The organism is Prevotella dentasini JCM 15908 (assembly GCF_000614065.1).
Classification (GTDB): Bacteria; Bacteroidota; Bacteroidia; order Bacteroidales; family Bacteroidaceae; genus Prevotella; species Prevotella dentasini.
Map to the genome: position 1 here is coordinate 174598 of NZ_BAKG01000001.1, position 23314 is coordinate 197911.

A 23314-nucleotide genomic window follows, 5' to 3' on the forward strand; every position below is an offset into this window, starting at 1 on the left:
GCTCGGCAATTAGAAAACAAGTTTTCATTGCCCTCGCTTGCACTATCTTTGCAGAAGATAGCCTGCACCCGGCAATTAGAAAACAAGTTTTCATTGCCCTCGCTTGTACTATCTTTGCAGAAGATAGTCGGCACCCGGTATAGGGGAAGGCGGGCTTTCGGTTTGAATCGTCCATTATAAATTGAAGATTACAATATGACACAGGCAGAAAAAACAAAGATGGAGGAAGAAATCGTAGATGTGTTGAAGACAGTCTACGACCCGGAAATTCCGGTAAACATCTACGATCTCGGCATGATTTACAAGATAGACGTGCAGGACGACGGAAGTCTGGAAATGGATATGACCTTTACGGCACCGTCTTGTCCGGCCGCCGACTTCATTCTGGAGGATGTACGCTCCAAGGTGGAGAGCGTAAGGGGAATCACGGCTGCCAACATCAACCTTGTCTTCGACCCGGCATGGGACCAGAGCATGATGTCGGAAGAGGCACGGGTGGAGCTTGGGTTTGAATAGATACGGGTCTTCTTTCTGCTTCATGGCTCACGATGCCGTGTCCGTCACGGGAGACGCGGACAGCCGGTAAGCTCCCGTCATAAAATCATCGTCGCTTCTGCGATACGTTTAACACTCCTCATTCAAGAATCAATCATGAAGAATGTCTATTTCCTTTCGGATGCCCACCTCGGTTCACTTGCCATTGAGCATCGGCGGATGCACGAGCGAAGACTGGTGCGTTTCCTTGACAGCATCAAGCACAAGGCTGCAGCCGTCTATCTGCTGGGCGACATGTTCGACTTCTGGAACGAATACAAGTATGTCGTTCCCAAGGGGTTTACGCGGTTTCTGGGCAAGATATCGGAACTGACCGATATGGGCGTGGAGGTTCATTTCTTCACCGGCAATCATGATATCTGGACGTATGGGTACTTGGAAGAGGAGTGCGGAGTCATCCTGCACCGCCGGGCCATAACGACGGAGATATACGACAAGGTGTTCTATCTGGCGCACGGCGACGGCTTGGGCGACCCCGACCCGAAGTTCCGCTTCCTCCGCAAGATGTTCCATAACCGCGGCTGTCAGCGGCTGCTCAATTTCTTCCATCCGTGGTGGGGGATGCAGCTCGGAATCAACTGGGCCAAGAAGAGCCGCCTGAAGCGTGCCGACGGCAAGGAAGCCCCCTACATGGGCGAGGACAGGGAGTATCTTGTCCGGTTCACGAGGGAATACATGAAGACCCACTCCGACATAGACTATTATATATATGGTCATCGGCACATCGAACTCGACCTGTCGCTCTCGCGCAACTCGCGCCTGTTCATACTCGGAGACTGGATTTGGCAGTTCACCTACGTGGTATTTGACGGAGAGCATATCTTCTTGGAAGAGTATGTAGAGGGCGAAAGTCAGCCGTGATATACCCAAAACAGGCGTTTTATCGTTAAATTTAGGCTAATTTACCGATAAAAGTCAATAATTCGTTGAAAGAATTTGGTAGTTTGCGGCTTTCGGTGTATATTTGCAGCAGGATTAGACCAAAGTGTTGAAGATAACACAAGCAGATAGTCCGTAAGGCTGAATGAGCCAATGCAATAAACAATTCATCATTTAGATAAAACTCAGGTTTGTAGATTAAGTTTAGTCAAAAGAAAGGTGGTTGTCGGGATGACAACCACCTTTCGCTTTTTCTAGGTTCTCCCGACAGGCGGAAGAGCCTGCCGGGGATACCCTGTCCGGGGAGTTTATTTCAGTTTTGCCTCCAAGTTCTTCAGCATGTCAACGGTCATCGACTCAAGGTCGTACTGTGGCTGCCAGTCCCATTCGGCACGTGCGCAGCTGTCGTCGAGGCTGTCGGGCCAGCTGTCAGCGATGCCCTGCTTGAGTGGGTCAACGTCGTAAACCATCTCGAAGTCAGGCTTGTGCCGCTTGATGACGTTGAAGATGGCTTCCGGGTCGAAGCTCATGGCAGCAATGTTGAAGCCGTTGCGGTGAACCAGCCGGTCGGGGTTGGCCTCCATCAGCGAGATGGCAGCGTGCAGTCCGTCCGGCATATACATCATGTCCATCAGCGTACCCTTCTTGATAGGGCAGACAAACTTCTCGCCCCGTACGGCCGAGTAGTAGATGTCCACAGCGTAGTCGGTAGTACCGCCGCCCGGAGGGGTAACGTAGGAAATCAAGCCCGGGAAGCGCACCGAACGGGTGTCTACTCCGTACTTCTTGAAATAGTAGTCGCTGAGAAGCTCTGTCGTAACCTTCGACACGCCATATATGGTGCCCGGACGCTGTACGGTGTCCTGTGGGGTCTTTGTGTGTGGGGTACTCAGACCGAAAGAGCCGATAGAACTGGGCGTGAAGACGGCACACTTGTTTTCGCGTGCCACCTCAAGGATATTCCAAAGTCCGTCGATTCCGATTTTCCAAGCCAGTTGCGGCTTGTTTTCTGCTACTACCGAAAGCAGCGCGGCAAGGTTGTAGATGGTGTCGATGTTGTGTTTTTTCACAACTTCGGCAATCATTGCAGGGTTGGTAACGTCAGCTTCAGCGGACGGGCCAGACTCCTTCAGCTCGCCGGTAGGCTCTGCTCCCTTGATATAACCTGCTACAATGTTCTCGCTTCCATAGCGTTTTCTCAATTCTCTGGTCAGCTCAGAGCCTATCTGCCCTGTAGAGCCGATAACCAAGACATTTTTCATATTACCGATAAGTTTTTGTTTAATTGAGTGCAAATTAAGCATTTTTTTTGTTGAAAGTACGAAATAAAGGTCTTAAATTTATTAAATTTTGGGTTTTTTAGGCAAAAAACACGGCTAAAACCTCTTTTTTCTCGAATTTTATGAGTTACTTTGCCTTCAGTATTATTAAAAATCTAATGTTATGTACGGAAAGATGAAAGAGCATCTCTGCACTACGCTTGCAGAGATTAAGGAGGCAGGACTTTACAAGGAAGAAAGAATCATTGAGAGTCCGCAGAGAGCAGCAATTGAGGTAAAGGGCAAGGAAGTGCTTAACTTCTGTGCCAATAACTACTTGGGCCTGTCCGACCATCCGCGGTTGGTAGAGGGCGCAAAGAAGATGATGGACCGCCGAGGATTCGGTATGTCGTCCGTCCGTTTCATTTGCGGCACGCAGGACAGCCACAAGGAGCTTGAGGCTGCCATCTCCGAGTATTTCCAGACAGAGGACACCATATTATATGCGGCCTGCTTCGATGCCAACGGTGGCGTTTTCGAGCCATTGTTCACCGATCAGGATGCCATCATCTCCGACTCGCTCAATCACGCTTCCATCATTGATGGCGTGCGCCTCTGCAAGGCAAAGCGTTACCGCTATGCCAATGCGGACATGGCCGACCTTGAGCGTTGCTTGCAGGAGGCTCAGGCACAGCGTTTCCGTATCATCGTTACCGACGGTGTGTTCTCCATGGACGGCAATGTGGCTCCTATTGACAAGATTTGCGATTTGGCAGAAAAGTACGATGCTCTCGTAATGGTAGACGAGTCGCACTCGGCAGGTGTCGTTGGTGCAACGGGACATGGTGTGAGCGAACTCTGCAAGACCTACGGCAGGGTGGATATCTATACGGGAACGCTCGGCAAGGCATTCGGCGGTGCACTCGGAGGATTTACGACCGGACGAAAGGAAATTATCGATATGCTCCGTCAGCGCAGCCGTCCTTACCTCTTCTCCAACTCGCTCGCTCCATGCATTATCGGTGCTACCCTTGAGGTGTTCAAGATGTTGAAGGAAAGCAACGAGCTGCATGACCGTCTGGTAGAGAACGTCAACTACTTCCGCGACAAGATGATGGCAGCCGGATTCGACATCAAGCCAACCCAGAGTGCTATCTGTGCGGTGATGCTCTACGACGCCAAGCTGTCTCAGGTATATGCTTCCAAACTCCTTGAGGAGGGTATCTATGTAACAGGTTTCTACTATCCGGTAGTTCCGAAGGGTGAGGCTCGTATCCGTGTTCAGCTCTCAGCAGGACACAACCGCGAGCAGCTCGACAAGTGCATTGCTGCCTTCATCAAGATTGGCAAGGAGCTGGGCGTGCTGAAATAAGAAGGCAGATTTCCCAAGGGAGCTTTCCCTGAAAATGGAGAATCTGTTAAACGTAAATAATTGAGTCCTGTCGAACCTGATTAGTATGGTTCGGCAGGATTTTTTCTTCCTTCCCTTTGCAAGAAAGAGTGGGGATGAGGAAACGAAATCAACATTTTCACCTCTCCTCCCCGTATCTGACGGCATTGTGTATTTTCCCAAAGGCTGCATGGGTTTCTTGCGTAAGGCGAGGGTAGGTCTCTTGGCTGTTTCGGGATGTTTTTGAGGGGAGATAATCTTGACATTTTTATAGGGAAAGAAGTTTTTTATGCTGATGAGGAAAAAAATATTCAAAAAAATAAAGCAATTCAAAATAAAAAACATTATCTTTGCAACAAACTACCAGTTACTACTTTCCTAAGATAGGAAAATGTAAATAAAATAGATATTGCAGTCATACCTTTTCAGTATTTCGCATAAAACGAGAAATCATAAAAATAAAAACATAGGCCATGCCGCCGTTACGCTGCCAACCTAAAAGCTCTTTGACATGATGACAGGTTAAATGCCGTTTCTGCATTTCTTATACCTTATAATATAATGTAGGTATATCAAGATGTGTTCGGTATGGGAAATCCAATCAGATGCTCATCTGTATTCTTGAGCATTTCTTTTTGGTTATTGGCGTTAGGGCATTTTGCCCGGAAGCATCCCCGTTTAATTTAGTCATGTATGGAGTCTTTTCGTTCCCTCATCTTCGGCCAGTCAGGCAGGGAGACTGAGAACCTTGGAATGTGCGTATCTTCAGTTAGCTTAGTATATTATTCACCAAATCTATAATATGATGAAAAAAAGGTTTCTAAACACGTTGGGCATCTTGCTCCTTGCCCTACTCACCCCCCTCTCTGTTGGTGCCCAACGGCCCCAACGCACGATGGGGCCAAACACGGAGCTTAAAAAACGAGTTCCCTCACAAGCTCGAAAACATCTTGGGGCATCAGCCAAGCCAAGTCCTCGTCTTGACACTCGTCAGTTGCAGCAGAGGTATGCAGGGAATAATTACCTGCGCAATGCAGCGAAGATACCATTGACTTATGGGAACACGAACTTGTTTGCTCCTCCAGTGCAAACTATGCCTCTCTATGCCGGCAGCGATGCCCCTGTATTTTGGGGAAATGTTGTGGGACAGGCTTCTTGGGAGAACCTCCAGCCTTCAGAGTACCGATATGGAATGTACCAGTTCAAGGGTTCGTCGGATATTTCTCTCGACAAGCTGGCGGTGCATGAAAACTTCAATGCCAATGGCGGTGGTGCATTCTTCGACGGACAGTTCCATTTCATAACTTACGCAACAATGGAAGGTGTCGGTACGTTTGCACAGTACTTTGTTTATGATACCAAGACATGGAAAATCGTAAGCACTCAGGAAGTTGCAGATTTGGGCAACATAGCCGTAACTTCTTCCTACGACCCGGCAACCAAGCGTCTGTATGGTAGTTTCTATCAGTCGGACATGCAAGGCTTCGAGTTTGGATACTATGATTATGCCGACATGAAAAAAACTACCATCAAGTCTCTGGACGACTGGTATATGGCTATGGCAGTTAATGCCGAGGGCGAATTATATGCCATCGACAAAGTCGGAAATCTCTTGAAGGTTGACAAGAATACAGGAGCTGAAACTAAAATCGGCCCTACAGGTCTGTCGCCTTACTGGCAGCAGAGTATGACCTTTGACAGAAAGACGGGCAAGCTCTACTGGGCAGCTTCGTTCTACAGCTCCCCTTCCGGACTTTATGAAGTAGATACCACAACGGGTAAAGCCGCCAAGATTACCAACTTCCCTGACAATGAGCAAATCCTATGTCTCTATGTTCCTGACCCTGCCGCAGCAGAAGGGGCACCTGATAAGATTTCAGACCTTGCAATTAATTTTGAGAAAGGTGCGACAACTGGAAACGTAACGTTCACAGCTCCATCTACATCTTATGCCGGTGGAAAGCTGACAGGCACGCTTAACTATGTTGTCAAAGTCAACAACATGCAGAAGGCCCAAGGCACTGCCGTTCCCGGTGAGAAGGTGAGCGTACCTCTTACAGTTGACGGAGGACAGACGGTCTTTGAGGTTACGACTTCTAATGAGTCCGGTATTAGTCCGGCAGCTCAAATGGAATCGTGGATAGGATTCGATACACCGCTTCCACCGACCAACCTTAAGATGGATTTGAACGAAGAGACAGGTCAGGTGAAACTTACTTGGGACAGGCCTGCGTCTGGTGCGCATGGCGGATATGTGGACTATGACAATATGGTCTATTACGTTTACCGGGTAGGCAGCCTTAAGTCAAAGGCACAAAAGGGTCTTTCATACGAGGAAACTATTGACGTGAACGGAAAGTTAGACTACTATTATTATGAAGTAGGAGCAGCTAATAAAGAAGGTAATCCGATTGGCGACCATGCTTACACCAGAGAATTTGTACTGGGAGCACCTATCAAGCCTGACTTCACAGAGAAATTCGATAGTAATAATAAGTTCAGACTCTTTACCGTCGTTGACGTCAATGAAGACGGCAAGACATGGGAATACATGAAGAACGGAAGCACCCGCTTGGCACGTGCAATGGGCAGTGAGACTGTGTCATCCGACGACTGGCTCATGTCTCCGCCTCTCCGTCTCGAACCAGAGCAGTTCTATAAAGTTTCCTTCAAGGCACGCCGTGGATTGACGAGCTATCCGGAGAAGCTGTCTGTTTGGTACGGAAACGGAAAGAAGCCGAGTGATATGAAGATGCAGATTCTTCCGACTACCGAGCTGCCTGACCAGTCTGACTTTACAACATACACTGCTGAGATTTCTGTTAAAGAGGCAGGCACCTATTATGTTGGATTCCATGCTGAAAGTGATCCCGGACAATTTGCTGTTTATGTTGACAATATTTCAATTGTAAATGGTGTAACATTCGATGCGCCAGACTCTGTTACTAACCTCAAGGCCGTTGCAGGCGCAGAGGGAGCACCACAGGTTACAATCTCCTTCAAGGCACCTACGCAGACCATCAAGAAGGACGAACTGACTTCTTTGTCCAAGATTGAGTTGTTCCGCGGCGAGGAACTCATTAAGACATTTGACAATCCACAGCCGGGTGCAGACCTGACCTATACCGACGATGCTGTTACAAACGGTCTTGTTACATATACCGTTGCTGCAACAAACGCTGTTGGAACTGGCATGAAGGCCAAGTGCTCTGTGTTCGTTGGATACGACGTTCCTGTTGCACCGCGCAACATCACGCTGAAGGACAACCTTGACGGAACTCTCGGTCTGTCTTGGGAAACTCCGGGCAAGATAGGTGCAAATGGCGGCTACGTGGATGACGAGAATGTTACATACAATGTTTACAGCGTTGACCCGGAGACCGGCGACGCTACGCTGCTTAAGGGCGACCTCGAAGAGATGAGCCTCAAGATTGAGAATGTGAAACTTGACGGACGTCAGGATGTTCTCTACTACGATGTTTCCGCTAAGTCTGAAAACAACGAAGAGGGGGAGCATGGCATTTCCAACATCATCGTTAAGGGTACTCCTTACGAGTTGCCATATTCCGAGTCTTTGGTCAACGGACTCCTCAAATACAACGATTTCTGGTGGGTAGAGACTTCTTCTTCCGATACTCCTGATTTCAAGGCAACAAACGAAATGTCTGCCGACGGCGACGATGGCTGTGTATTCTGGCAGTCTGGTGCCATCGGACAGTGGGCATCGTTCAATTCAGGAAAGATTGCCCTGCAGAGTGCTACCAACCCTGAACTCATGTTCAACTACTATGCCGTACCTCAGAAGGACGTGAAGCTCATCGTTGAGGCTTATCCGGCAGGTAAGGACAAGGAAGAGGTTGCAGAAATCTACTTCAAGACCTTGACCGGAAGTGCAGGATGGCGTCAGGCTATCGTGAACCTGACCGATGTTAAGGATGCACCTTACACCATTATCAAGTTCCGCATAGAAAGCAATGAGACGACCGTACTGACTGCACTTGACAACTTCCTCATCATGGACATGTACAAGTACAATCTGGCTGCTTCCATCAAGTGTCCTACCGCAGGTACTGTCGGAAAGCCGATGACCGTTAACGTAAATGTCAAGAACAATGGTTCCGAGACCGCATCTGGCTTCACCGTTGACCTCTATGCAGGCAAACGCCTTGTGGAGAGCGTAGACGGCGGTACGCTGAAGATGTTCGAGGACAAGACCTACGAGTTCACCTACGTTCCCAAGATTGAGGAAGAAGGTACCGTAAACGTACATGCCGTTGCCAATTATAAGGAAGAGCTTGCTCCGGCCGACAACACGACCGAAGATGTAGCCGTAACCGTCAAGCAGCCTGAACTGCCGACAGTTGTCGACCTCACGGCTTCGACAAGCGGCGAGGGCAACGTCGTGAACCTGAAGTGGAGCGAGCCGGCATCGCTCGACCGCACCATCATCGACGACATGGAAGGCTATGAGACATGGACCATCGATGCCTTTGGAGACTGGACCGTAATTGACAGAGACCAGCTGCCGACAACAGGCGTAGAAGGATTCAGATGGGAGAACTTGGGCGTACCGCAGGCTTTCATCGTCTTCGACGCAGCCGAATGTGGACTCGGCGCACTGCCGCGCTACAAGGCTCATTCCGGCAGCCAGTATCTCGCCAGCTTTGCAGCTTATTCCGAGACAGGAGAGTCTGTCAACGACGACTGGCTGATTTCGCCGGAACTGAAGGGAGACGCACAGACTATCAGCCTCTGGGCGAAGGGTGCTTCACTGACCTATGTTCCCGAGACCTTCGAAATTCTCTATTCGACGACCGACGACAATCCCGAGAGCTTCAAGGTAATCAGCAAGAACAATCCTGAAGGCGACATCTGGTCTGAGTACACTGCCGACCTCCCAGAGGGAACCAAGTACTTTGCCATCCACTGCATCTCAAACGACAAGCTTGCTCTGCTCATTGACGACATTACGTACCACAACGGCAAGCTGAAGGTAGCAGGTTACACCATCTTCCGCGATGGTGAGAAGATTGCCTCTGTTGATGCCGGCGTACATTCGTTCGTCGACGACAAGGCTGCTAACGGCATGCATGTTTACAACGTGAAGGTGAATTATGTTTCCGACGGTGAGTCTGTATTCTCCAACGATGCAGCCACAACCGTTGTCAACACAATCTCTTCTCTGGGCGACAACACGCTGTCCGTCCGCACATCCAATGGTGCCATCAAGGTTGAGAATATCGGCGGCGAGCCGGTATATGTCTACACCGCAGGCGGCGTATTGGTATTCCATGCCGACAACCGCAGCGAGGTTACCGTTCCCGTACAGCGCGGACAGTATCTCGTCAAGGTTGGCTCCAAGACCTTTAATGTAACTGTGAAGTAGTCGCAGTGAAAATGTAGATATATCTCCTTCGGGGGATAAGTCCGTGATTCGTTTACGGAAGAGTAATTCATTTTGTTGCGGTGCGTTGAAACATTGTTTTCAGCGCATCGCTTTTTTGTTTTCTAATTTGTAGGGACAGACCGCGTGTCTGTCCGCATCGGGATCTGTATCGCTGTGTTGCGTCTGTCTGCTTGTTTTGTTCGTTTTGTTGCGGACAGGCACGGGGCCTGTCCCTACAGGTGGGTGGTTTTGTTTATTGACAGATGCGGAGGTGGCTGTTTTGCGGGTCGGCAGATACGGGAAAGGTTGTCCGCACCGCCCGATACCCGTACAGACGGAAACGGAAGGCCATGCGGACAGCCGGTACAGACGGAAACAAAAGGCCGCCCCGACTGCTGTGCGTCGGGGCGGCCCGTTTTCAGATACCTGCGGTTCTTGGCGGCAGGCTTACGGCAGAACAGGATTTTCTTCTTCCGATGATTCCTTTTTCTTGCTGTCCTTCACCTGTTCGTAGGTAACGTCGGTCAGCGTGAAATACTTGCGCGAGGGCACGAATTTCACCACGGGCTTCTCGATGTGTTCCTGAGCGCGGAAGGTCTTGCCTTTCTCCACGGACTTGCTCTTGAACGAGGGCTTGAGCGTGCCGAGGTCGCCGAATTCGACAATGTCGCCGTTGGCAACGATGTCGCGCGCTATCTCGGTGGCAAGGTTCAGCACTGCCAGCACCTCCTGTGGGCTGAAGGTTGTAGCCCTGGCCACGCGTGCACAGAAGTTTCGGAAGTCTACGCGGTGGCGTCCCGTGGGCAGTGCCACTACTACGACTTTTCCATCCTGTTTGCCGATGTTGAGCTTTCGCTCTCTCAAAATGAATTGTAAAGGCTTGTTTGCCATGATAATGATAAATCGGTTTCCTGTTGTCAGTCTCATGCGAGCCGGAAACCATTAAACCCGCAGAGACGGTCGCGCTTTTGGCAACCTGAAAATTATCTTCCTTTTAGGAGTAAATCATCAATGTTTGAAAAGTTCGCCAACTTTTTCAAAAAAGTTCGCCAACTTTTTGCAAAAAGTTCGCCAACTCTTTTAAATATGGTCTTGAGCTTTCAGGAACATGCTCGCGAGCTTTCTGCGGAGAGGCACTTTCTTTCGGTCTTGCAGGTGCTTCCTGCCGCGCGTCTGTGTCCCTACTTTTTCACTATTTTCCGTCCGTCTACGATGTAGATACCGTCCGGCAGTCTGTCGGGCGACGTGCCCATGCTGACGCCTGCAGGCTGTATATGCCCTTGGGCTGTGGGGCCGCGCCGGTGGCTGCTGAGGCTATGCCGTCTGCGGTCTTCCTCGTGAAGTAGCCCGTCTCGGGGTTGGCCATCGTTACGTCCGTCTTGCTATTGTCGTATGCCACCGCGCCTACGAGCTGCGTGCAGTCGGAGAACATTCCTTCTGATTTCCCGCACGTCCACGTATCGTTATTATAGATGGTGGTGAGGGCATCGCAGCCGGAAAACATGTATCTCATGTCGGTAACGTTCTTGGTGTTGAATCCCGACAGGTCGAGCGACTGGACATCGCAGCCAGCGAACATGGTGTACATGTCGGTAACGTTCTCCGTGTTGAATCCCGACAGGTTGAGCGATTTCAGGGTTTCGCAGTTATAGAACATGCTGCTCATGTCGGTAACGTTCTCCGTGTCGAATCCCGACAGGTCGAGCGATTGCAGGTTGGTGCCGTTATAGAACATGCCGCTCATGTTGGTAACGTTCTTGGTGTTGAATCCCGATAGGTCGAGCGATTTCAGGCCCTCGCATCCAGCGAACATAGCTTCCATGTCGGTAACGTTCTCCGTGTTGAATCCCGATAGGTCGAGCGATTGCAGGGCATAGCAGCTAATGAACATGGCTTTCATGTTGGTTACGTTCTTGGTGTTGAATCCCGACAGGTCGAGTGATTTCAGGGCATCGCATTCAGCGAACATGTAGCCCATGTCGGTAACGTCCTCAGTGTTGAGGTTCTCCATGTCTCCGATTTCCTTAAGTGTGGAACAATAGCCAAACCACAGTCTGGTGCTTGTCGGCCGGTAGTCCTTGAACGATGCGTTGAATACGGCAGTGGTAATTGTCTCGTTCGATTGGATAAAAGAAGTTCCTGCCCAAGCCGGATAAATTTTTCCTTTCTCATCCTTCTGCGTGTCGCCGATGCCCCAGACGGTGCCCTTTCTGTCCGCGCGCTGTGCATCGTAGTAGAAGGTCAGGGTGGTCTGGTCTTCGCTGACTACCACGTAGGCTTCCTTGGCCTGTGCCGTTGCCTTTTGTGGCAGTGTCGCCATTGCGATGAACAGCGCGGCTATCGCCGTCGTCATGTTTTTGAATAGATTTGTTTTCATTTTTTGTTTGTTTGATAGCTATATGTGTTTGTTTGGATGATTGATGTTTCTGCTTGTGTGGACGCGTCCTGTGCGTGTCCGTCTGTTAATCTGTTCCAGTTTGTTTCTCGTTTTCGGACAGACACGGGGTCTGTCCCTACAGGTTGGGTGTTCGTTTTGCACATCAGGCAGACGTGGGGTCGTTGGCTGCTTTGTGTGTACGCGTCCCTGTGCAGGTGTCAGTGTTCTGTAGGCTTTGCATGGTTGGCAGAATTAGAAAGCTCCGCCCGCATCTCCTTGTCGTGAAGATACTTGCCTGTGGTTGCCGACATTCCTGTAGTGGTGTCTTGTGCGGTTAAGTTGATTGTTTTCAATTCACGTTCAAAATTAGCCCTTTTTATTGAGAGTGGCAAGGAAAAGTTCGTCAATTTTCCCCGTTTCCCGTGCATTTCCTGTATACTCCCCTCGGATGCAAGGGCTGTGCTGCTCCCTTTGTGCCCATTGTGCAGGTTCTGCAACGGTGGGGGAATGGCAGGGCAATTATATAAAAGTTGTTTTGATGCCTTTTCAATTACAAATTACATATAATATAGCAGCAAAAATTTGATTGTATAAAACTTTTTTGTATCTTTGCACGGAAAAATTTATGTACTCTGACTTATTCATTTTTAACCGATAAACACATGAGAAAAATTTTATTCACAATGTTATGTATTTTCTCATCAATGCTTGTTCAGGCCAAGGAAGACTCCTTGGCGATAGGCTATTGCATGGGAGAAGTTGCCAAGGCGAGCGTATATGGCAAGAAAGACAAGGGCGACGTTTCTGCCGCTATTCATCTGCCTGCCGCTATGGTAAAGAAGTATGTAGGCAATCGCATTGCCTCTGTCCGCGTGGGCTTGGCTTCGCGCGTCAATGTAGACTCCGTAAGGGTATGGGTCCGCTCCGGCTTGGACGGTGCCAATATCTCGGAGGGCCTGCTCAAGAGAAGCGAGGGACAGAAGATCAACAAGGGCTGGAACGAGGTGGAGTTGTCCGCTCCCGTCAGTATCGGCAATGAAAGCGGTGAGCTTTACATAGGCTATACCTGCTACCAGAGAGCGGAAGTTTATGCCATCTCGGTGGTCGGAAGCCCGAGGAACGGCACTTCCTTCATCAACCTGAACGGAAAGTGGGAGGATATCAAGGATGCCGGGGTTCTTAGCATCGAGGGCGTTTTCGTAGGCGACAAGATGCCGCAGTATGACCTTGAGCTGAACTCCGTTATCTTAGGCCCGAAGGAGTCGGTTTCGCCCACTACCTATTATGCCAAGATGAACGTAACGAACTTGGCTCTCCGCACGGTCAGCGATTTCAAGATTCGCATTGCTGACCAGAATGGCGAGATAGCTGTCGTGCCGTGCAAGGAATCGTTGGCAAGCCGGGAGTTGAAGACCATCAATATTGACTTCGACGCACACCGCAATTTTGATACCAACGAGGAGATTACTTTCACCATTTCCGAACTCGGAGAGGGAACTGACGAAGACCTGTCTAACAACAGCCTTGTTGCTGACTTCATCTTCGAGCGCAACGTGCTTGCAGAGGAGTTCACGACGGAGCGTTGTCCCAACTGCCCTCGCGTGGCAGGCTATCTGCATAGTGCATTGGAGGAAAAGGCAGAATACAAGAACCGCGTGTTTGCCGTATGCCACCACTCCGCATACCATACCGACTGGCTTACTCAGGATTGCGACGAACCGCTGACATGGCTTTACAATGACAAGGGCACCTATGCACCTGCCATGATGATAAACCGTCTGCCGATATTCACTCCTTCTGCTCCGGAGGATGGCGCAACGTCTGACAATGTCTTCCTTCCGCAGAGCAAGATAGAGCTGATGTCTTACTTCGACCAAGAGATGGAGAGGGGAGCCAACTGCATGTTGAGCATACGTTCGGAAGTCAATGCTGATACGTCGAAGGTGAACCTGACGATTGTCGGACAGAAAAATGCCTCGTTCAATACGGAGGGTAGATTCCTGACGGTTTATATCATTGAGGATAATATCGACGCACGCAGCCAGAGCGGTGCGCAGGGCAAGTTCGTTCACCAGCATGTCATCCGTGCCTACAACAGCATTTGGGGCGATGCCATAGAGTGGAATAAGAATACTTTCACCAAGACCTATAGCTTCGATATTAATAAAGGTAACCCTGACGCTGCTAAAGTTAGAGACAGGGCTGCATGGAAGACCAAGGACCTTCAGGTCGTGGCGTTCATCAACAACTATAATCCGGATGACAAGCTGAAGAGTGCCGTAGAGAACAGCGCACGCGTTCCGCTTCTTCAGGAAGTTACCGATGCCATCTCCGACGTGCGCAAGGATGCAGGCAGCGTCAAGGAGGTAGCACGCTACACGGTTGACGGCCAGAAGATAGAAAGTCCGCGGAAGGGAATCAACATCGTGAAACTTTCCGATGGAACAATGAAGAAGATACTTGTCAAGTAAGATAGGGTCATCGTTTTAAATCAAGAAGCCCATTCAACTTGGAACGGCTGTTCTCCTTATTGTTAAGGATAGACAACAAAGCCATTTCGTCCAAGTTGAATGGGTTTCTTGGTTTAAGACGCTTTCTGTTTAGAACTGGTTTTCTACAATATCGGTCAATACATCCTTTATGTCCAGTCCTGCTGCCCGGACCTGCTGTGGAATGAAGCTCGTCAGGGTCATGCCGGGCGTAGTATTTATTTCGAGCATGTTGATGACATCGTTTCCTTCCTTGTCTTTCGTTATGATGTAGTCGATGCGGATGATGCCGTTGGCGTGCAGTATGTCGTAGATGCGGCTGGTCTGCTCCGACACGCGCCGGGCAGTCTCTTCCGGCATGCGGGCCGGAGTTATTTCCTCTACCTGACCGTTGTACTTGGCATTGTAGTCGAAGAATTCGTTGGACGTAACTACCTCCGTCGCGGGGAAAATCACTGACTTTTCCTTCGTCTTGTAGGCTCCTTGAGAGATTTCCATACCATCCATGTACCTTTCTATCATTACCTCGTTGCTCTCCATGAACGCTACACGGAGGGCAGGAGCGAGCTGGTCGGTATTCTTCACCTTCGACACTCCGAAGCTGCTGCCGTCGGCTGCAGGCTTCACGAAGCACGGCATGCCGATGCGCTTTTCAATCTCTCTCTCGTCGTAGCTTTCGCCACGGCGGAGCAAGATGCTGTCAGCCACATTGATACCGAAGCCACGCAGGTAGTTGTTCAGGACGTATTTGTCGAAAGTCATGGCTTCGACAAGCACGCTGCAGGTAGAGTAGGGAAGATGAATCAGCTCAAAGTAGCCCTGCATGACGCCGTTTTCGCCCGGCTGTCCATGTATGGTTATGTAGGCATAGTCGAAGACGACAGCCTTGCCGTCCCTGAGAAAGGAGAAGTCGTTGCGGTCGATGGGAGCCGTGTCGCCGTTCTCAAGATTGACGTGCCAGTCTGTTCCTTTTACGTCTACGATGTAGATGTCGTATCGCTCCTTGTCGAAGAAAGAGTAAAGTCCCTGTGCCGAGCGCAGGGAGACGTCATATTCGGAAGAGTCGCCACCGCAGACGATGGCAATAGTTCGCTTCATTTGGTTCATTGCTTTCTTTGTTTCATCCCATTTCCGCACCTCTTCGTAAGAGGCAGATTGCTGAAATGCGATGGGCGTTGTTGTATTTGTTTTTTCTTGTTTCGGTGGTATGGGCGGTCCAAGCCGGCAAGCTGCCTTCACCTGTTTCCCTTTGTCAGTTGTCGCTTGTCAATTGTCCGTTGACAAATTTGCGCCACTTGTCTATGACGGCAGCAAGGTCGTCGGGCAGGTCGCTCGTGAAGTCCATCTGCTTTCCCGTTGTCGGGTGTACAAATCCGAGTGTGCGGGCATGCAGTGCCTGCCGGTTGCAGAGCCGGAGGCAGTTTTGAATGAACGCCCTGTAGGTACTGGAACGCTGTCCGCGCAGTATCTCCGTACCGCCGTAGCGTTCGTCTCCGAAGAGCGGATGTCCGATGTGCTTCAGGTGGGCGCGTATCTGATGGGTTCGTCCCGTCTCCAAAATACACTCAATAAGCGTCGTGTAGCCGAAGCGTTCCAATACCCGATAGTGCGTAACGGCCGGTTTTCCTATTTCGGAGTCGGGCGGAAACACCGTCATGCGGAGTCTGTCCCTCGGGTCGCGGGCGATGTTGCCTTCTATGCGTCCCTCGTCGTCAGTGAAGTTTCCCCACACCAAGGCGTTGTAGCTGCGGTGTGTGGTCTTTCTGAAAAACTGCTTGCCGAGATGGGTCTTGGCTTCTGGTGTCTTGGCAATGACGAGCAGACCGCTCGTATCTTTGTCTATGCGGTGGACAAGTCCCACCTCGGGGTCGTTCGGGTCGAAGGTCTCCAAGTCTTTCAGGTGCCAAGCGATGGCGTTGATAAGTGTTCCGTGAAAGTTTCCTGCGCCGGGATGGACTACCAGTCCGGCAGGTTTGTTGATGACCATCAGCTCGCTGTCCTCGTAAACGATGTTGAGCGGAATATCCTCTGCCTCGATGGTGTTGTCGTGCTTCGGACGGTCAAGCATCAGGGTGATGATGTCATCAGGGCGTACCTTGTAGTTGCTCTTCACCGGTGTACCGTTCACGTGGATGCAGCCTGCATCGGCAGCCTTCTGAATACGGTTGCGGCTGGAGTGCTGCATGCGTTCAAAAAGATACTTGTCTATGCGGACGGCATCCTGTCCCTTGTCCACTACGACCCGGAAATGCTCGTAGAGGCCTTGTGCGTCGGGCGTCTTCGCGAAGCCGGCGTCCTCCGACAAGTCGTCCTCTATCAGTTCGTCTTCTTCTATCATAGTCTATTCGGCAGGCTTGGGTGGAACAGGAGAAGAGGGGGTATTGGCAGGCGAGGAAGGCGGCGAAGCCGGTTCTCTGCCGGGATAGCCCTCCGGCTTAATTTCGTTTCCGTTCTCGTCGACGGGTACTTCTACCATTTCGTAGTCCTCTTCGTATTGTGGTTCTTCCTCAACTTCTACCTCTTCGTATTCGTAGTCAGGCTCGTCAAACATGGACGTGTCGCTTGCCGCTCGCGTTCCGTCGCCTACCTGCAGGATGATGACGGCGTCGGCAGGTACGCGTGCACCCGACTGGACATGCTTGCCGTTGACGATGATGCCGTAAACCCAGTCTTTCTCGCCCGGTATATATTCCGGCTCGCCCACCTTAAAGCCCATGGAGAGCAGTTTGGCTTGTGCCTCGCGCAACGAGCTGTTGTCTATAAGGTCGGGTATTTCGAGCGTAGGCGCACTGGCAGCATTGATGGTAACGTAGATGACGTGGGTCGACTTCACGCGTTTTCCGCCTATTGGCGTCTGTTCGAGGATGCAGTCGGGCGGCAGGTTCTTCACGTAGCCGGTGTCGGTAACCTCCATGGTCAGCCCAGCCTTTTCCATAATTTCCCGTGCGTCGTCGAACTGCTTGTGCAGCACGTTGGGCACAACGATAGACTCTCCGTGGTGGGTATAGTAGTCGATACCGTATCTCACCCCCAGCGATAGCAGGACAACGATGATGGCGATAGCCAGTACGTTGCCCCAGATATAGGTGCTGAAGAATTTATGGAAGAAGTATCTTGTTGTCATCTTTGGCTCACGTTATAAGTGATAATAGTCCGGGCAAAGTTAAATAAAAAAACGGAAAGCAGCAAAGAATAGTCTCTACTTCTTTCCGTTTAGTCTCAATTGTCGCCGAGAGGACGGATTACTTTCCGTGGTGCTCGTCGGAAACAGTTAACTTCTTACGACCCTTGGCACGACGAGATGCCAAAACGCGGCGTCCGTTCTTGGTTGCCATTCTCTCGCGGAAACCGTGCTTGTTCACGCGACGACGGTTGTGCGGCTGAAATGTTCTTTTCATTTTATTCTATCCTTATTTTGTTATTATTATTCTGTTTCGGAGGAAACGGCAGCACATAATCCTGCCATTACGGGCTGCAAAATTACTTAATCTTTTTGAATTAACCAAGAAAAGACAGATTTTTACAAGTATAATTCACGTTTTTTCTTTATTTTGCTTAACTTTGCATCGCAAATCAAACGGATGGGCAAATAATAAGTAACAAATTAGATATTAGGAAATTATGATTAATTCTCAGGAAATCAAAATCGGAACTTGTATCCGTCTTGATGGGAAGATTTGGACTTGCATCGACTTTCAGCACCGTAAGCCGGGCAAGGGTAACACCGTGATGATAACCAAACTGAAGAACGTTTCCGACGGCCGTGTGCTGGAGCGTACTTTTCAGGTTGGTTTCAAACTCGAGGATGTCCGCGTAGAGCGTCGTCCCTACCAGTATCTGTATCAGGATGCCACTGGTTACATCTTCATGAATCAGGAGACTTTCGAGCAGATTCCCATCCCCACACATCAGATTACCGGTTCCGAATATATGAAGGAAGGCGATATTGTAGAGGTCGTTACAGATACCTCGGACGGCACTATCCTCTTGGCCGAGATGCCGGTGAAGACAACTCTGACCATTACTCACAGCGAGCCGGGTGTCAAGGGCAATACCGCCACCAACGCTACCAAGCCGGCCACGCTTGAGACGGGTGCCGTTGTCCGCGTTCCTCTGTTCATCAATGAGGGTGAGGTCATTCAGATTGATACACGCGACGGGAGCTATCTCGGCCGTGTAAACGCATAACGGAAAAGGTAAAGGGACAAAAGGCAGGAAAGTAAAAAGGCGACGATGCACCGGGCATGGCCGTGCCGGGAGCCGGGTGGGGCAGAATGGTTCTGCACGCCGGGGTCGGGCAGGGAGGATTCAGGCCTGCCGGGCAACAGCTTTTTACCTTTTTGCCTTTTGCTTTTTTACCTTTTGTTTTTCTAACAGTCTTTTTGCCTGATATGAAGTACAGCATCATTGTTCCCGTTTTCAACCGTCCGGACGAGGTGGACGAACTTTTGGAGAGCCTGACCTGCCAGAGCGTGAAAGATTTCGAGGTCGTCATAGTGGAGGACGGTTCCAAGATTCCCTGTAGAGAGGTTTGCGACAAGTATGCCGGCCGTCTCGACCTGCACTATTATTACAAGGAAAATTCAGGGCCGGGACAGAGCCGCAACTACGGGGCGGAGCGTGCGCAGGGCGACTATCTGCTCATTCTCGACTCGGATGTCGTGCTTCCCGGGGGCTATCTCCGTGCTGTCAGCGACGAGCTGGAGCGTGAGCCTGCCGATGCCTTCGGCGGCCCGGATAGTGCCCACAATTCGTTTACCGACACGCAGAAGGCGATTTCCTACTCCATGACCTCGTTTTTCACCACGGGCGGCATCCGTGGCGGCAAGAAAAAGCTCGACAAGTTCTATCCCCGTTCTTTCAACATGGGCATCCGCCGCGATGTCTATCAGGAGCTGGGCGGATTCTCGCGGATGCGTTTCGGCGAGGATATAGACTTCTCTATCCGCATCTTCAAGTCGGGCAAGCGTTGCCGTCTCTTCCCCGAGGCGTGGGTGTGGCACAAGCGGCGCACCGACTTCCGCAAGTTTTGGCGGCAGGTCTACAATTCCGGCATCGCACGCATCAATCTCTACAAGAAGTATCCCGAGTCGCTGAAGCTCGTCCATCTGTTGCCGATGGTGTTCACCGTGGGCGTGGCCCTGATGCTTCTCCTTTCTGTTTTGGGCTTCCTCTTCGGAAGTCTCCGGGCAGGCATCGTGCCGCTTGTCCTGCTTTTCGTCTATTATTGTCTGAATGTATGCTATAGCCTGTGCTATTTCCACAACCCGAAGGCCAACCTGCTCTCGGGCGTGGCCGCCTACGTTCAGCTGACGGGCTACGGCTGCGGTTTCATTGAAGCATGGTGGAAACGGTGCGTGATGGGCAAGAGCGAGTTTGCGGCGTATGAGAAGAATTTCTACAAATAAGCGAGAAGGGTCTGTTGCCGGGTACAGGTCTTGGTGCCAATGTTATGGAAAGTCAAGGTGGGCAGGGGCCGGCTGACTTTACACATAAACTTGGAATCGCACAGAAAGGGGCCGGGGAAACTGGGTGCTGGCTAAAAAAACTGGCGGCAGGAGGCCGTATTAGCGAGGAGGGGTGTCTGTCCATGTACGATGACAATATGAAAATAGTCTGGCTGTTGTCTGCCGTTGCCATTTCCAAGAAAAGGAATCTGAAGAATGAAGACAACTCCAAATACTAACCAACGGTTCATGGAGGAAGGGCGGTCCGATGGCCGCAGGCTTGGGTAGTCATAATTTTGAATTTTGAATTATGAATTTTGAATCAAGGAAACTTGCAATTAACGCTTGGCCGGAAAGCGACCGTCCACGCGAGAAGATGGAGCGCGAGGGTGCCCGGAATCTCACGGATGCCGAGCTGTTGGCTATACTGATTGGCTCAGGCTCGGCAGACGAGAGTGCCGTAGCCCTGATGCAGAGGATACTGGCCGACTGCATGATAACCTGAATACACTCGGCAAGATGTCGCTGCGCGACCTTCAGGCTACAAGGGTGTCGGTCCGGCAAAGGCTATCACGATTCTTGCTGCCTGCGAACTGGGCAAGCGGCGGCAGATGGCAACGGTGGAGGCGCATCCGATGATGACGTCGGCTGCCGAAATCTACAGCTATATGCACGAGAAGATACAGGACCTTGACATAGAGGAGGGCTGGATTCTGATGATGAAGCAGAACTACCGGCTGATAGAAGCCAAGCGCATATCGGTGGGTGGGCTGACGGGGACTGCCATAGACATACGTCTGATGATGAAGGAGGCTCTGCTGCGAAACACCACCGTACTGGCTTTCTGCCATAACCACCCGAGCGGAAACACGTGCCCGAGCCGGGAGGACGATGCGCTCACCTCGCGCATACAGAAAGCCTGTCAGCTTCTGAACATTCATTTTGCCGACCATCTGGTGCTGACCGACGGAGCTTATTTCTCTTATAGGGAGATGGGGAGGATATAGTTCTTCCACGTTCTCGTCGTAGTTGCAGGCTGCCGGTGGCCCTAAAGGGACGGAACGGCTTTGCCGGTAAGCCTTGTTGGCATGGCGAAAGTGGCACTTTGACCCAGTCAAAGTGCCACTTTCGTTTTTCGGTTTGTAACGTTCTGTTTATTAATTGTTTACGTCTTCTTTCCTTTCCGGCCTATCACGCTGTACGGGCAGGTGTTTCTGTTGTTTTGGGAAGGAGTCTCCTGCGTGCCGGCAGAGGCGTTATAGACAACGGGACGTGTCTGTCCGGCACGTCCCGTTGCTGTTTTCGTTTTCTCTTTCCGTCTGTGCTTAGTCGCGGTTTCCGAAGAAGCGGAGCAAGTAGAGGAAGAGGTTGATGAAGTCGAGGTAAAGGTTCAATGCTCCTAACAGGGCTAATTTCTGTGCCGATTCACCTGCATCAGGGGCCATTTCCAGCTGTCGCTTGATAGCCTGCACATCCCAGGCGGTCAGTCCCGTGAATATCAGGACACCGATACCGCTGACGATATAGTCCATCATAGTGCTTTGTAGGAAGAGGTTGACCAACGATGCTATAATCAGGCCGATGAGTCCCATAAACATGATGCTGCCCATTCGGGACAGGTCGCGCTTGGTAGTGGCCCCTATCAGGCCATTGCGCCGAAGGTTCCTGAGGTGATGAAGAAGGTCTTGGCGATGGATGCCATTGTGAAGGCAGCGAATATCCACCCGAGGGTCAGGCCGTTCAGGATGGAGAAGACGATGAACCACGAGGTGGCGGCCACGAGGGAGAGGCGGTTGATGCGTGCTGATACGTAGAAGACGATGCCCAGTTCGGCAAGCCCGGCCACAATCAGCGGCATGCGGCTGGTGTAGAGCATCATCATCATGTTCTCCGATGTTCCTACTCCGTATGCCACTACGCCCGTAATGGCAAGTGCCATGGCCATCCATGTGTACACTTTCCGCATCAGCATGGGTAGTACTTTCGACATTTCCAGTTCGCGTTCGCGGCTGGTTACTCTTGAATAATCGTTGAAGTTCATATTTGTATTCTTTTGTTTGTTGTTTCTTTTTGTCGGGCAGGCAGGGTGGTGTTTGCCAACTTGTCTGGCGGTTGTGTTTGTTTGGCTCTGCTCTTTGCGTCAGTGTACGTCCGCTTCCTGCCCCGTGTTCGCCTCTCTTTGGTTTTGCAGGCGGCTTCTTGGAATCAGTGGGTGCGGTTTTGCCACAGCCATTGTCCCCCTTATCCTTTTCCTTGCAAACGCTGTGCCATTTCTCCCTGTCTGCCTTTGGCTGTCGGTTTTGTGATCGATTTCTATCCCACCCCGATAAGTTCTATCTCAAAGATGAGCGTCGATCCGCCGGGAATACCGGGCTGCGAAAACTTTCCGTAGCCCATTTCTGCAGGGATGTAAAGCTCCCAGATGTCGCCGGTGTGCATCTGTTGCAGGGCTATGACCCAACCGTCGATAAGCTCGTTCAGGCGGATGGCAAGGGGCGTTCCGCCACGGCTGCTGTCGAACTTCTTCCCGTTGATGGTCCATCCCGTGTAGTGTACGGTGACGATGCTGCGTGCGGTCGGGCAATTCCCTTCGGGATTGCCGGTCTTTTTCACCTTATACAGTATGCCTTTCGACAGAGCCTGCACGCCTTCTTCTTGCGCCTTGGCTTCCAGCCACGCCTTGTTTTTCTCTGCGTATTCCTTTTTTGCCATCGTTCTTTTTGCTTGCAAATATAGTTATTTTGTTATAATTAGAGAGCCTTCCCGGCAATAAAGAATGTTTTCTAAACGTTATTTCAATGAATTAAACAATTTACAAATGAAGAAATCTATTGTTTTTTATAGTTTGTTTTTGCTCCTTTTGTTGGCAGGTTGCATGAAAGGGAGGTGAGCCTTACGGAGAGTGGAAAGCGCACTCAGGAGCTGCGCGACCGCTATCAGAAGTTTGTCGTGGGCAGTTGGTATTACACCCATGCCGCGAGTCGTGAGAAAGTCTATGTTCATTACAACTTGTCGGAGAATCAGAAGTATACGATGTATTGTAAGCTTGCGCACCGCGACAGTATCAGCGTTGATGGCAAGCCTGTCTACGGAGACTGGGAAGTGGAGGAAGAGGTAGCTGAGGGTGATTGGAGTTTGAGGTGCCGTGATGTGGAAGGTAATCTTGAGAATCAGTTGATTCTTGAAGAACATCATGAACATAGTGTTGTTGCCAGCGTCAATCAGTTTGTCTATGCTGATGAAAATATTCTTGTTTTCAATGATATTTGGTTTAGAGGCAAGCCGAATACATATCATCGTGGTAATCCCGGAGCCGATTTCTAGGTGTGGCTTTCATCGGTTGTCAGGTGGTTCTCTTTCCTTTCGTCTGTTATCCATGCGGTTTCCCTTTATTATATATTAAGGTGTAATACGCCTTATGGGTTGATTTATGTCAATTATTATTCCGTTTAAGGATATTTTTCTGAAATTTATCCCCTGATTGTTTGGTTTGTACTGGTATTTGTTGTACCTTTGCACTCGCTTTTCCGCC

The 23314-nt window shown here is 50.5% G+C and carries 17 protein-coding genes and 2 pseudogenes; 10 read left to right on the forward strand and 9 right to left on the reverse strand.

What is annotated here, in order from left to right:
* The first annotated feature begins 195 nt into the window (after positions 1-195).
* Together JCM15908_RS00805 and JCM15908_RS00810 are read left to right on the forward strand one after the other, a co-directional pair.
* The gene (locus JCM15908_RS00805) at positions 196-516 is read left to right on the forward strand and encodes a metal-sulfur cluster assembly factor (protein ID WP_025001887.1); all 321 of its coding nucleotides are present in this window, start codon (positions 196-198) and stop codon (positions 514-516) included.
* 135 nt (positions 517-651) lie between these two features.
* Positions 652-1416, forward strand: a complete 765-nt coding sequence (locus JCM15908_RS00810) for a UDP-2,3-diacylglucosamine diphosphatase (protein WP_025001888.1) — start codon at positions 652-654, stop codon at positions 1414-1416.
* 326 nt (positions 1417-1742) lie between these two features.
* Here the strand turns inward: JCM15908_RS00810 and JCM15908_RS00815 are convergent, their stop codons facing one another.
* On the reverse strand, positions 1743-2696 hold the full coding sequence (locus JCM15908_RS00815; RefSeq protein WP_025001889.1) for an NAD-dependent epimerase/dehydratase family protein: 954 nt from the start codon (positions 2694-2696) through the stop codon (positions 1743-1745).
* A 181-nt stretch (positions 2697-2877) separates the two neighbouring features.
* Between JCM15908_RS00815 and kbl the strand changes: the two genes are divergently transcribed.
* Together kbl and JCM15908_RS00830 are read left to right on the forward strand one after the other, a co-directional pair.
* The gene (gene kbl, locus JCM15908_RS00820; RefSeq protein WP_025001890.1) at positions 2878-4065 is read left to right on the forward strand and encodes a glycine C-acetyltransferase; all 1188 of its coding nucleotides are present in this window, start codon (positions 2878-2880) and stop codon (positions 4063-4065) included.
* 1111 nt (positions 4066-5176) lie between these two features.
* Complete coding sequence (locus JCM15908_RS00830) at positions 5177-9469, forward strand: choice-of-anchor J domain-containing protein (RefSeq protein WP_025001891.1); 4293 nt, start codon at positions 5177-5179, stop codon at positions 9467-9469.
* Between the two features lie 447 nt (positions 9470-9916).
* On the opposite strand, the gene JCM15908_RS00835 is transcribed toward JCM15908_RS00830, so the two are convergent.
* Both JCM15908_RS00835 and JCM15908_RS11470 read right to left on the reverse strand, forming a co-directional pair.
* A complete protein-coding gene (locus JCM15908_RS00835) occupies positions 9917-10360 on the reverse strand; it encodes an HU family DNA-binding protein (RefSeq protein ID WP_025001892.1) in 444 nt (147 codons plus the stop codon).
* Positions 10361-10676: 316 nt separating this feature from the next.
* The gene (locus tag JCM15908_RS11470; RefSeq protein ID WP_234396343.1) at positions 10677-11846 is read right to left on the reverse strand and encodes a BspA family leucine-rich repeat surface protein; all 1170 of its coding nucleotides are present in this window, start codon (positions 11844-11846) and stop codon (positions 10677-10679) included.
* Between the two features lie 662 nt (positions 11847-12508).
* On the opposite strand from JCM15908_RS11470, the gene JCM15908_RS00850 reads away from it, so the two are divergent.
* Positions 12509-14317, forward strand: a complete 1809-nt coding sequence (locus JCM15908_RS00850) for an Omp28-related outer membrane protein (protein WP_084607789.1) — start codon at positions 12509-12511, stop codon at positions 14315-14317.
* 129 nt (positions 14318-14446) lie between these two features.
* Here JCM15908_RS00850 and JCM15908_RS00855 read toward each other — a convergent pair whose 3' ends face one another.
* The 4 genes from JCM15908_RS00855 to rpmH form a co-directional block, all read right to left on the reverse strand.
* Positions 14447-15442, reverse strand: coding sequence for a D-alanine--D-alanine ligase (locus tag JCM15908_RS00855; RefSeq protein ID WP_025001895.1), 996 nt, complete (start codon positions 15440-15442; stop codon positions 14447-14449).
* A gap of 145 nt (positions 15443-15587) precedes the next feature.
* Entirely contained in the window at positions 15588-16673 is a 1086-nt protein-coding gene (locus tag JCM15908_RS00860) for an RluA family pseudouridine synthase (protein WP_025001896.1), read from the reverse strand.
* 3 nt (positions 16674-16676) lie between these two features.
* Complete coding sequence (locus JCM15908_RS00865) at positions 16677-17459, reverse strand: PASTA domain-containing protein (protein ID WP_025001897.1); 783 nt, start codon at positions 17457-17459, stop codon at positions 16677-16679.
* A gap of 118 nt (positions 17460-17577) precedes the next feature.
* Positions 17578-17733 (reverse strand): 50S ribosomal protein L34, encoded by a 156-nt coding sequence (gene rpmH / locus JCM15908_RS14230; RefSeq protein WP_004336902.1) that lies wholly within the window; start codon positions 17731-17733, stop codon positions 17578-17580.
* 223 nt (positions 17734-17956) lie between these two features.
* Here rpmH and efp point away from each other — a divergent pair, with 223 nt between their 5' ends.
* From efp to radC, 4 genes and pseudogenes are all read left to right on the forward strand, one after another.
* Positions 17957-18523 (forward strand): elongation factor P, encoded by a 567-nt coding sequence (gene efp, locus JCM15908_RS00870; protein ID WP_025001898.1) that lies wholly within the window; start codon positions 17957-17959, stop codon positions 18521-18523.
* 203 nt (positions 18524-18726) lie between these two features.
* Entirely contained in the window at positions 18727-19743 is a 1017-nt protein-coding gene (locus tag JCM15908_RS00875; RefSeq protein ID WP_025001899.1) for a glycosyltransferase family 2 protein, read from the forward strand.
* Between the two features lie 14 nt (positions 19744-19757).
* Complete coding sequence (locus JCM15908_RS15545; protein ID WP_025001900.1) at positions 19758-20021, forward strand: four helix bundle protein; 264 nt, start codon at positions 19758-19760, stop codon at positions 20019-20021.
* 71 nt (positions 20022-20092) lie between these two features.
* A pseudogene (gene radC, locus JCM15908_RS11475) lies at positions 20093-20789 on the forward strand (RadC family protein).
* Positions 20790-21107: 318 nt separating this feature from the next.
* Here radC and JCM15908_RS11480 read toward each other — a convergent pair.
* Positions 21108-21823 (reverse strand): annotated as a pseudogene (locus tag JCM15908_RS11480) (Bax inhibitor-1/YccA family protein).
* Positions 21824-22095: 272 nt separating this feature from the next.
* Positions 22096-22512: a BamJ family beta-barrel-assembly machinery protein gene (gene bamJ / locus JCM15908_RS00895; RefSeq protein ID WP_262498830.1), complete on the reverse strand. Its 417-nt coding sequence runs from the start codon at positions 22510-22512 to the stop codon at positions 22096-22098.
* A gap of 156 nt (positions 22513-22668) precedes the next feature.
* Between bamJ and JCM15908_RS14500 the strand changes: the two genes are divergently transcribed.
* Positions 22669-23106 carry a hypothetical protein gene (locus JCM15908_RS14500; protein ID WP_148295481.1) on the forward strand — a complete coding sequence of 146 codons (438 nt, stop codon included), beginning with the start codon at positions 22669-22671 and terminating at the stop codon, positions 23104-23106.
* Positions 23107-23314: the final 208 nt, after the last annotated feature.

What these genes read in the sequence shown, in the direction of transcription:
- JCM15908_RS00815 (WP_025001889.1), bottom strand. Translation starts at nt 2,696, where the DNA reads ATGAAAAATGTCTTGGTTATCGGCTCTACAGGGCAGATAGGCTCTGAG.
- JCM15908_RS00810 (WP_025001888.1), top strand. Translation starts at nt 652, where the DNA reads ATGAAGAATGTCTATTTCCTTTCGGATGCCCACCTCGGTTCACTTGCC.
- JCM15908_RS00805 (WP_025001887.1), top strand. Translation starts at nt 196, where the DNA reads ATGACACAGGCAGAAAAAACAAAGATGGAGGAAGAAATCGTAGATGTG.
- JCM15908_RS00830 (WP_025001891.1), top strand. Translation starts at nt 5,177, where the DNA reads ATGCCTCTCTATGCCGGCAGCGATGCCCCTGTATTTTGGGGAAATGTT.
- JCM15908_RS00875 (WP_025001899.1), top strand. Translation starts at nt 18,727, where the DNA reads ATGAAGTACAGCATCATTGTTCCCGTTTTCAACCGTCCGGACGAGGTG.
- JCM15908_RS00855 (WP_025001895.1), bottom strand. Translation starts at nt 15,442, where the DNA reads ATGAACCAAATGAAGCGAACTATTGCCATCGTCTGCGGTGGCGACTCT.
- kbl (WP_025001890.1), top strand. Translation starts at nt 2,878, where the DNA reads ATGTACGGAAAGATGAAAGAGCATCTCTGCACTACGCTTGCAGAGATT.
- JCM15908_RS11470 (WP_234396343.1), bottom strand. Translation starts at nt 11,846, where the DNA reads ATGAAAACAAATCTATTCAAAAACATGACGACGGCGATAGCCGCGCTG.
- JCM15908_RS00850 (WP_084607789.1), top strand. Translation starts at nt 12,509, where the DNA reads ATGAGAAAAATTTTATTCACAATGTTATGTATTTTCTCATCAATGCTT.
- JCM15908_RS00835 (WP_025001892.1), bottom strand. Translation starts at nt 10,360, where the DNA reads ATGGCAAACAAGCCTTTACAATTCATTTTGAGAGAGCGAAAGCTCAAC.
- JCM15908_RS00860 (WP_025001896.1), bottom strand. Translation starts at nt 16,673, where the DNA reads ATGATAGAAGAAGACGAACTGATAGAGGACGACTTGTCGGAGGACGCC.
- rpmH (WP_004336902.1), bottom strand. Translation starts at nt 17,733, where the DNA reads ATGAAAAGAACATTTCAGCCGCACAACCGTCGTCGCGTGAACAAGCAC.
- efp (WP_025001898.1), top strand. Translation starts at nt 17,957, where the DNA reads ATGATTAATTCTCAGGAAATCAAAATCGGAACTTGTATCCGTCTTGAT.
- JCM15908_RS00865 (WP_025001897.1), bottom strand. Translation starts at nt 17,459, where the DNA reads ATGACAACAAGATACTTCTTCCATAAATTCTTCAGCACCTATATCTGG.